Origin of the sequence: Streptomyces sp. NPDC048473 (assembly GCF_043200155.1) — a bacterium.
In the GTDB taxonomy this organism is placed as follows: Bacteria; Actinomycetota; Actinomycetes; order Streptomycetales; family Streptomycetaceae; genus Streptomyces.
Map to the genome: position 1 here is coordinate 69,862 of NZ_JBICXE010000033.1, position 9,282 is coordinate 79,143.

The window sequence follows — 9,282 nt, forward strand, 5'->3', positions numbered from 1 at the left end:
GCCCTACGGGAGGCATGATGAGCCAGCAGCCGGTCCTCCTGCCCTACGCCGACCCGGCCTTCGTGGCGGACCCCTTTCCGCTCTACCGACAGCTTCGCGATGACGGCCCGGTACGACGCGCCGTCATCGCCGGCGGCCTGGAAGCCTGGCTGGTCACGCGGTACGAAGACGGCCTCATGGCCCTGTCCCACCCGCAGCTGAGCAGCGACGTCCGCGATGCTTCGGATCCCCGGCTCATCGAGCGGCTGCCCGCCACCGACCGCGAGTCCGTGCTGCGCAACATGCTCCGCTCCGATCCGCCCGACCACACCCGCCTGCGCCGCCTGGTCTCCAAGGCGTTCACCGCGCACAGGGTGGCCGAGCTGCGGCCCCGCGTCCAGGAGATCGCCGACCGGCTGCTCGACGCGATCGCGCCGGCCGGTCGCGCCGACCTCATCGAGAGCTACGCGCTGCCGCTTCCGGTCACCGTGATCAGCGAACTGCTCGGGGTGCCCGCGACCGACCGGTACGACTTCCAGCAGTGGACCGACGACCTGATCCTCCGGGGGATCGAGCCGCCGGACCCGGCCCGGATGGACGCGGCGTGGCGGCAGATGCGCTCGTACCTGACCAAGCTCCTGGAGGCCAAACGAGCGCGGCCCGGGGACGACCTGCTCAGCGCGCTGACCGTCGCTCGGGACGAGGAGCAGCGGCTGGACGAGGACGAGCTGATCGCCATGGCCTTCCTGCTGCTGGTGGCCGGATACATCACCACGGTCAACCTGATCGGCAGCGGCATCGCCGCACTGCTCGCCCACCCCGACCAGCTTCGGATGCTGCGGGACGACCCGGCGCTGCTGCCGGGCGCGATCGAGGAATTCCTGCGCTACGACGGACCGGTCAACCCCGGCATCGCCAGGTTCGCGCGTGAGGACGTCACCATCGCGGGAGTGAACATCCCGCGCGGCGCGACCGTGCTGGTCGCCTCCGCCATCGCCGACCGCGACCCGGAGCACTTCCCCGAACCCGACCGCCTGGACATCGCCCGGCAGGACAACGCCCACCTCGCGTTCGGACACGGCATCCACTACTGCCTGGGCGCACCGCTGGCCCGGCTCGAGGGCCAGATCGCCATCGGCACCGCCCTGCGCCGCCTTCCCGGCCTCGCCCTTGCCGTGCCCCCGGACGAACTGCGGTGGCGGCCGGGCGGATTGAGGGGCCCGGAACGCCTGCCGGTCACCTTCACATTCGATGACGCGACCGCTGGCAGCCGTTCCTGAACCATGTGCGCCGGGCGGGTGGCGTCGGCCGGACGCGTCACGGGTCCCCCGCTCAGAGCGATCGGGCGAGTCGGAACCCGAGGTCGTCGATGCGCAGCGTCGGGTGACTCTTGCGGCGGCATGATGCCCGGCAACCGCGGGGGTGATCGTATCCACCTCCGCCACGGAACACGCGGTACGGGCCGTAGACCTGGGGATCGTAGACATCCCAGCACCACTCCCACACGTTGCCGATCATGTCGTGGAGGCCCCATGCGTTGGGCGCCTTGGTCGCGACATCGTGCACCTCACTGCCGGAGTTGCCGCGGTACCAGGCGATCTCGTCCAGCTCTCCGTAGCGTGCACCGGAGGTCCCGGCCCGGCAGGCGTACTCCCACTCCGCCTCGGACGGGAGCCGATAGCCGTCGGCCTCCCAGTCGCAGACCACGTCCTGCCCGTCGGGGTCGTCGCCGATCGAGTAGCAGGGGCCGAGTCCCGTCGCCCGCGAGAGCAGATTGCAGAACCGGACCGCGTCTTTCCAGGAGACCTCGGTCACGGGTGTCCGCGGCCCCGCCGAACTCGTCGGCGCCTCGCCCAGAACGGCGCGGTACAGCTCACGGGTCACGGGATACGGCGCCAGCCGGAAGGCCCCGACCTCGACGTTCCAGTTCGTCTTCGTGCCCTCGTCCCGCAGAACGATCTCCCCGGCAGGGATGCCCCTCATGCCCTCGGCGATCGGCTGTCGGAGTAGTAAGGATTCAAGGCTCATCGCGGCTCCTCATGTGCTTCGGCGCATCGACCAAGTGACGATACAGCCCGGAACGCAACGGCAGCGAACAACAGTTCAGACTGCCGGCGCTTGAATCTGTACCGCTGTCACCCGAAGAGGGTGGGTGTCATGGCGCGTGGTCGCGGCCGTCCCGTGGGGCGAAGGCCTCAAGAGCGTCTTCGTCCGTTGCGCGGGCGTGCAGGAAGTAGTCGGCCCACTCGGCGATTTCGGGATAGGCGCAGTCCCGGCCGATCCGAGCTGCGGCAGTCTCGATGTCGAAGTCCGTGGTTCGCAGTTCGACGCCGGGGCCGAGGACGGCCCAGTGGGCTCCGGCCCTTCCGTACGGCATGCCGACGCTGCCGGGGTTGATCACGAGCCGGCCGTGGGCGAGGCGGACGAACGGCATATGAGTGTGGCCGCAGACGACGGTGCGGACATCGGCATCGACTCCGCTGAGGACCTCCTTCCAGAGGCCGAGGCGGGAGTCGACCAGGACGACCTCCTCGTCGTCACGGGGGGTGGCATGGCAGAACAGCACCTTTCCCAGGCCGCGCACGGAGAGGGAGAGCGATCGTGGCAGCGAGCCGAGCAGGTCGAGGTGATCCTCGCGCAGCTGTTCGGCGGCCCAGGGGGCGATCGGATCCGGGATCGAGTCGCGTTGCCCACGGCGGTACTCAAGGAGTTCGCGGTCGGCGTTGCCGCTGATCCATACGGCGCGGTCGCCGAGACCGGTCAGCAGGTCGAGAACCTGATTCGGCTGCGGCCCGGCGGTGATGTCGCCGGTGAGCACGATGCGATCCGCGCTGCTCACGTCCGGCTCGGCGAGCAGCGCCTCCAAGGCGGGCAGAACTCCGTGAATGTCGGAGAGAACGGCTACTCGATTCAGCATGGTCACAACTGTGGGGCGAAAGCAGCCGAGAGGTGAGAGCGTTCGCCTGACGCGTAGCCAGAAGCCGAGCGCCTGGGCGTTCGCGGGTGGTGGCCGACCTCGGCGCCCTGCGGCCAGGCGGATGACCCCGGGCCTGCCTGCGGTCCCGCTGCAGGTTGGTGCAGGTGCGCCTGGCGGACGCTGGGGTCATGTCTCATCACCTCAGTGGGTCCGGTCTGCGGTCCCCCATGGACGATGCCCGGCTCGACCTGACCGACCTCTTCGCGTTCGGCGTCCCGGGCGACCGCACCGTACTGATCATGAACGCCTATCCGGTCGCGACCGCCGACGGTGCGGCTTTCCACCCGGACGCGGTGTACCGGATCAACATCGACACCGATGGCGACCATCAGGCCGACGTGGCGTTCAGCTTCGTGTTCTCCGCGCCGGAAGACGGGAAACAGACCGCCACCGTTCACCGGGCGACCGGAGCGCAGGCCCGCGCCCACGAGGCCGCGGGCGAGCTGATCATCGCTGACGCCCCGGTCGGCTCAGGCCCGGAGCCGGTCGTGATCGAATCCGGCCCCTACATGTTCTTTGCCGGTCTGCGCAGTGACCCGTTCTTCGCCGACCTCGACGGCATCGTCAAGGAGTTCCAGTGGACCGGCACGGACTGGGGTGCCGACAAGAACGTCCTCGGCATCGTGCTGGAGACGCCGGACGCCGAACTCGCCGCCGGACCGGTGATCGGGGTGTGGGCGCGGGTGAGCCTGCACCAGGACGGACAGCTCACGTCCGTCGACCGCGGCGCCCACCCGTCCCTGACCGCGTACTTCAACGCCGAGGACGATGCCAAGGAGGCCTACAACCGGGGCGAACCCGCGACGGACTGGGACACCTATCGCCAGCCGTGGACCGCAGCCCTCCAGCACTTCGGCGGCTACGACCCGCAGGCCGCCGAGCAGGCCCTGCACGCCGTTCTGCCGGACGTCCTGCGCTACGACCGGACCAAGCCCGCCGCCTACCCCAACGGCCGCACCCTCACCGATGACGTCACCTCTGCCCGCCTGGCCATGGTCACCGACGGCAAGGTCAACAGCGACCACATCGGCCCCCACACCGACCTGCTCCCCGAATTCCCGTACCTCGGTGCCCCTCACCCGGCGCCGCCGGCCGGGTAGGCCGGGACGGGTGCGGAGGTCAGCACCAGGAGGGCCGACGGCGTCCTTATATGGGGATATTTTGGGTGATACGTTCAAGTTCGGGGCCTGGAGGGGGAGCGACAGGGAGCACAGGTGAAGGAGAGTCGGCGCACACCGGCGTGGGCGGGTTGGCTGCTCGTCGTGCCGACCCTGGTGTCGGGCGTGCTGTTGAACATCCTCGCGCCCCAGCCGTACATGGGGCTCCCGCTCCTGGCCGCGGCGCCGCTGATCGCCGGAGCCATGCTGTCGTTCAGGGCCGGCGTCCTCGTCGCGAGCCTCGCCTGCGCGGTCTCGGTGGGGCTGGACATCGTCCAGGGGCGTTCCGTGTCGGAGAGTTTCGTCGATCTCGCCGTGATCGGCCTCATCGGAATTCTGGCCCTCGCGGTCAACCTGCTGTTGCGGCGTCAGGGGCGGGATCTCGCACGGGCGCGGGTCATCGCGGAGGCTGTGCAGCTGGCGGTTCTGCCGGACCCGCCGTCGCAGGCCGGGCCGCTCGCCGTGGCCGCCGGATACACCCCGGCACAGGCCGAGGCCAGAATCGGCGGCGACCTCTTCGCGGTGCAGGAGACTCCGTACGGCGTGCGCATGATCATCGGGGATGTGAAGGGCAAGGGACTCCAGGCGGTCGCATCCGTTTCGGTGGCGATCGGTGCGTTCCGTCAGGAGGCCGAAAACGCCCCCACGCTGGCCGAGCTGGCTCAGCGCCTGGACGACGCGCTGAGCAGAGAGTCGGGCCGCAGGGGAAACGAGACATCCGGCGAGGACTTCACCACGGCCGTGCTGGCCGAGGTCTCCGGCGACGGCGAGCTGCTGCGCCTGGTCAACCGTGGCCATCCGGGCCCGTATCTGATCCACGACGGCGCGATCGTACGGCTCGACGCCACTCGCCCGCAGCTGCCCCTGGGCATGGGGCTGGGGACGGCCTGGGCACCCGACGGCGAGGCGCTCACCGATGTCTTCCCACTGCCGACCGGCGCGCTGCTGCTCATGATCACCGACGGCGTCACCGAGGCACGCAACCGGACGGGCGCCTTCTATGACCCGTGTGCGTCCGCCGCGCTGACCGGCGCCCGCTTCACGGGCCCCGATGACCTGGTCCACGCGGTGACCGCGGATGTCGCACGCTGGAGCGGCGACAGTCACCAGGACGACATGGCCATCCTCGCCGTCGCCCGGCGCGGCGGCCACCGGCTCGGCTGAAGCCGACTCCGCCTACGAGCCCCAGGCAGATGGTTACTGGATCAAGGCCGAGAGGCGTCTTCGGTGGCCGAGACGGTCAGCCGGTGCGCGGGAGGGTGCTCGATCGAGAGATCCGGGCGCCAGGCCGCGAGTACCTGCGCCGAGGGACCGAAGAGCGGACCCGGCAGAGCGTAGAGTCCGGTCCACTGCCAGGTGCTGATCAGATGGGGCTCGGTCACCTGCGGGCTCCCCGATTCCAGGGTCACCACGGCAGCCATCGACACACGGTTGATGCCCGCGACCACGTCGTGGAGCATGGCGAAGACCGTCACGCTGTCCACGTCGACCTCCAGGCCCGTCTCCTCGCGGAGTTCACGGACCGCGGCTGCGGCGATGGACTCATGGGTCGGGTCGACCTTGCCGCCGGGAAGTTCCCAGGTTCCGCTGTGGTGCCTGCCGAGCAGAACGCGCCCCCGGGCGTCCTGCACGATGACACCCACGCCGAGCGCCGCCTGCGCCAGCGGCGGACGGGCGTTGCGCGAGAAGGTGTCCGTGGGGGTGGTGTCCATGGTGCTCCTTGCGGGTGGGCATGGGGTGTCACGGGCGCGAGGCCTCGGCACTCCGGTGCACCCGGAAGCCTACGTACAACCGCACGCCGACCCACCGAAGGGGCCTGCCGCCCGGCGGAGGCCCGGTGTTCGCCGCGGCCGGTCAGCTGCCGTGGCGGGTGAGCCGGCCGTACTCGCTCGCGTACCGGCCCAGATGGAGCCGCTTCGTCTTCGACAAGGCGGGCGGGGACGAGGACCATGCGGCGCAGCGGGAGATCTGGAAGTCTCCGGCGGTGAAGGTCGTGCGCCGGCTGTGCAGGTGCCCGCTCGTCCTCGACGGAGGAGAGCGGTACCGGCGCAACAACTGCCCTCGTGAAGTGCCTGGTTCGGGCCGTCAGACGGTCAGCCGCAGCGATGTGTCCGAGATGCCCAGCCGAACCGTCTGACCCCATGCCAGTTCCAGCGCGTCCGTCTCCATCCCGTCACCGAAGACCACCACCCGGTCGGACTCGACGGCGAGCCTCAGCCCCTGACCACGCCCCAGTTCGCCCGCGACCAGTGAGGTGCCGGTCGCGGGCGAGGGCCAGGCCTCGCGGACGAACCAGAGCAGCCGCGGGTCGGTGGGTGCCGGGAGCCGCAGGGCGCTGTGGCGTTCCTGCCACAGTGAGCGGAGCCAGCCCGTGGCTCCGGTGCCCGTGCCGACCAGGACGCCGGACGAGGCCTGCGGTTCGGTGGGGGCATCGGGCGCGTCGGGGCCGAGCCGGTAGCGGGCGGTCTGGTGGCCGGGCGGCCCGAGGTAGATCTCGTTGAGGGCGAGGAGGCGCTGGGTGTCGTCGGCGACCGCCTCGACCATGGTGAGTTCGTCCGCCGCGCCGCCGGGGGATGCGGCCGCCCGGAGCAGGGCGGCCGCGTCGGAGGGCCGGTGGCGTACGAGCACGCCCGGATTGCGTCCGGGGTCGGTGTCGATGCCCACGACGGGCTGGCCAGACAGATACTTGGCGGCGTTGGCGACGAGTCCGTCCTGTCCGACGACGACCACCACGTCCTCGGGCGCGAACAGGAAACGGTCGAGATCGGCGCGCTCCACCCGAGACTGGCGCCACTGGAGCGGTACGGCCGCCGCCACATCGGCGAGCGCCTGCTGGGTGTGCCGGTGCCGCAGGGCCACCTCGTCGATGGACCGGCCACGGCTGGAGAGGAAGAACGCGGCCTGGCCGTGCGTGCCGTGCCGGGCCAGCAACTCCTCGTACTCGGTGGTGCGGTGGACCAGTACAGCGCGCGGGGCGAGGCTCATGCCCGGGGCTCCGGACCGGTCCTGCCGAGCTTGCTGAGCAGGCTGGTGAGGACGTCGGGGGAGAGGGTGAGGCTGTCGATGCGCGGCAGGTTCTCGGCGAGCCTGGTCGCCGCCAGGGCGTGCAGGGTCGCGGCGTCCACTTCGCCGTGCACCCGCAGCCAGGCAGCCTGGGACTCCGCGCGTGCGGCGCCGACCTCGCGGGCGGCCTCGGCCTCGGCCCGGGCCAGCCGCACCTTGCGTGCCGCCTCGGCCTCGGCGCGTACCTTGTCGGCCGCGGCGTTCTCCTCGGCCTCGCGGCGGGTGTTGGTGCCGCGCTGCTCGACCAACTGCTCCTCGCGGCGGGCCAGTTCGATCTGGCTGGCGAGCTCGTTCTCGGCGATGGCCCGTTCCCGTTCCACGGCCACGGCACGGCGCTCGTAGGTGGCCCGGTCGGCCTCCTGCTGGATCTGCTCGCGGGCGGGGGTGCGCAGGGCGCGCTCCACCTCGGCCTCGGGCCGGATGGCGACCACCCGCACCGCGACCACGTCGATTCCGGTGGCGGGCAGCCGGGGTTCGGCGGCGAGCCCCGCCGCGACCCGGTCACGTACCGAGGCGACTCCGTCGACCAGGGCCACGGCCAGCGCTGTCCGGGCCAGTACGTCCAGGGTGTGCTGCTGAGCGGTCTCGGTGAGCAGCGTGGCGATCTGCTCCAGCGGTGCGCCGCGCCAGACCCCGGTGTCCGGGTCGACGGAGAAATCCAGGCGGGCGGCGGCCTCGGCCGGGTCGCTGATCCGGTACGTCACGGTGGCCTGCACGGTGACGTCCTGGAAGTCGGACGTCCGGGCGTGGAAGGCCATCGCCAACTCCCGGTCGTTGACCGGCACTTCCGAAAGTGCGGCGGTCAGTGACCGGTACCAGAAACTCAGCCCCGGCCCGTCGTGGGCGAGTTGGCCGCGGTTGTGGTGGCGGATGTGGGCAGTGGGTGCGGAGCGCAGATGGCGCCAGCCGAAGCGCCGGGTGATGTCGGCCATGTCGGGATCCCCCTTGTTCTCGTCATGAAGACGATAAGAGGGGAAGGTCGATATCGTCAAGGGGACGAGAATGATCGTCCGTGCGCATGTCCGCCTTCGGCGCGCCGGTGCCCGCCGCCGGTGATCCGTCGCTCACCGCAATTCCCGTGCCTCAGCCGCCCTGTCCGCCCTTTGCGGCGAGGAACCTGGCCGGCACCTCGCCCCCGCCGTGCACCGCCAGATCGGCGCCATTGACGTACGGAGCCAGACCGCCCGCCAGATACAGGCACGCACGCGCCACATCGTCCGGCACGGCCATCCGTCGCATCGGAATCACCCCGGCCACCGCGGCGCCACCGTCCTGCCCGTACACCGATGCCGCGCTCTCGGTGCGGATCAGCCCGGTCGTGATGTGGTTGACGCGCACCTTCGGCGCCCACTCGAGAGCCAGTGCCCGGGTCAGTGCCAGCAGGCCGGCCTTCGCCGCCGAATAGGCGGCCGTGCCCGGCTGGGGGGTGTGCGCGGAGACGCTGCCGATGTTGATGACCGAGCCGCCCTCGCTCTGGCCCTGCATGATCCGGTTGGCGGCCTGTGCCACATAGAACGGGGCCAGCAGATTGAGCGCGACGATCTTCTCGACGAACCGCGGCGAAACGGTGGCCGCGTCGGCATCGGGGGAGCCGCCCGCGTTGTTGACGAGCACATCCAGCCGCCCGAACCGTTCGACCGCCGTGTCGACCAGCGCCGCGGCGGCCGCCGGGTCGCGGACATCGGTTGCGCGGAAGTGCGGCTGCCGGGTGCCGCTGCCCGGGAGCTCTGTCGGCCGGCTGCGCCCGCAGATCAGTACATCCGCGCCGGCGGAGAGAAAGGCCTCGGTGATCGCGGCACCGATGCCCTTCGTGCCGCCGGTGACGAGCACTGCGCGTCCCGTGAAGTCGATGGGATTGCCGATGTCCATGGTCCGCCTCTGCTGTGGCCGAAGTGCATGCCGATCGGGTCCGTAAAGCTACCAATCGTTTGTTTGGCATGGTAGTGGCGGAATGGTCGCCGCTTCGGCCGAGCGGGATGAGCGACCGGGAAGGAAACACGGGCGGGCGGCGACTTACTGAGGAGTGGCCCGCCGCCCCGGTGGTGCGCCCCCCCCCTCCCCACCGTGCGGCGCGAGCGGGGCGGCGGCAAACGCGAGGACCACGGC

Annotated in this window: 10 protein-coding genes; 4 read left to right on the forward strand and 6 right to left on the reverse strand. The window is 70.8% G+C overall.

Going from position 1 to position 9,282, the window contains the following annotated elements; genetic code table 11:
• Positions 1–17 precede the first annotated feature (17 nt).
• Complete coding sequence (locus tag ACGFU7_RS35940) at positions 18–1,259, forward strand: cytochrome P450 (protein WP_393701673.1); 1,242 nt, start codon at positions 18–20, stop codon at positions 1,257–1,259.
• Between the two features lie 52 nt (positions 1,260–1,311).
• Here the strand turns inward: ACGFU7_RS35940 and ACGFU7_RS35945 are convergent, their stop codons facing one another.
• A complete protein-coding gene (locus ACGFU7_RS35945; RefSeq protein ID WP_393701642.1) occupies positions 1,312–2,007 on the reverse strand; it encodes a formylglycine-generating enzyme family protein in 696 nt (231 codons plus the stop codon).
• A gap of 127 nt (positions 2,008–2,134) precedes the next feature.
• Positions 2,135–2,896, reverse strand: a complete 762-nt coding sequence (locus tag ACGFU7_RS35950) for a metallophosphoesterase family protein (RefSeq protein ID WP_393701644.1) — start codon at positions 2,894–2,896, stop codon at positions 2,135–2,137.
• Positions 2,897–3,084: 188 nt separating this feature from the next.
• On the opposite strand from ACGFU7_RS35950, the gene ACGFU7_RS35955 reads away from it, so the two are divergent.
• Positions 3,085–4,056 carry a DUF4331 family protein gene (locus ACGFU7_RS35955; RefSeq protein ID WP_393701646.1) on the forward strand — a complete coding sequence of 324 codons (972 nt, stop codon included), beginning with the start codon at positions 3,085–3,087 and terminating at the stop codon, positions 4,054–4,056.
• Between the two features lie 114 nt (positions 4,057–4,170).
• Complete coding sequence (locus ACGFU7_RS35960) at positions 4,171–5,277, forward strand: PP2C family protein-serine/threonine phosphatase (protein ID WP_393701648.1); 1,107 nt, start codon at positions 4,171–4,173, stop codon at positions 5,275–5,277.
• 41 nt (positions 5,278–5,318) lie between these two features.
• Here the strand turns inward: ACGFU7_RS35960 and ACGFU7_RS35965 are convergent, their stop codons facing one another.
• Positions 5,319–5,825, reverse strand: coding sequence for an NUDIX hydrolase (locus ACGFU7_RS35965; protein WP_393701650.1), 507 nt, complete (start codon positions 5,823–5,825; stop codon positions 5,319–5,321).
• A gap of 125 nt (positions 5,826–5,950) precedes the next feature.
• On the opposite strand from ACGFU7_RS35965, the gene ACGFU7_RS35970 reads away from it, so the two are divergent.
• Positions 5,951–6,250, forward strand: coding sequence for a hypothetical protein (locus ACGFU7_RS35970; protein ID WP_393701651.1), 300 nt, complete (start codon positions 5,951–5,953; stop codon positions 6,248–6,250).
• On the opposite strand, the gene ACGFU7_RS35975 is transcribed toward ACGFU7_RS35970, so the two are convergent.
• The 3 genes from ACGFU7_RS35975 to ACGFU7_RS35985 form a co-directional block, all read right to left on the reverse strand.
• Complete coding sequence (locus tag ACGFU7_RS35975; RefSeq protein WP_393701652.1) at positions 6,199–7,098, reverse strand: hypothetical protein; 900 nt, start codon at positions 7,096–7,098, stop codon at positions 6,199–6,201. The two genes, ACGFU7_RS35970 and ACGFU7_RS35975, sit on opposite strands and share 52 nt — an antisense overlap.
• The gene (locus ACGFU7_RS35980) at positions 7,095–8,108 is read right to left on the reverse strand and encodes an SPFH domain-containing protein (RefSeq protein WP_393701674.1); all 1,014 of its coding nucleotides are present in this window, start codon (positions 8,106–8,108) and stop codon (positions 7,095–7,097) included. Before ACGFU7_RS35980 ends, ACGFU7_RS35975 begins: the two co-directional genes overlap by 4 nt.
• A 151-nt stretch (positions 8,109–8,259) precedes the next feature.
• Positions 8,260–9,045, reverse strand: coding sequence for an SDR family oxidoreductase (locus ACGFU7_RS35985; protein ID WP_393701653.1), 786 nt, complete (start codon positions 9,043–9,045; stop codon positions 8,260–8,262).
• Positions 9,046–9,282 lie beyond the last annotated feature (237 nt).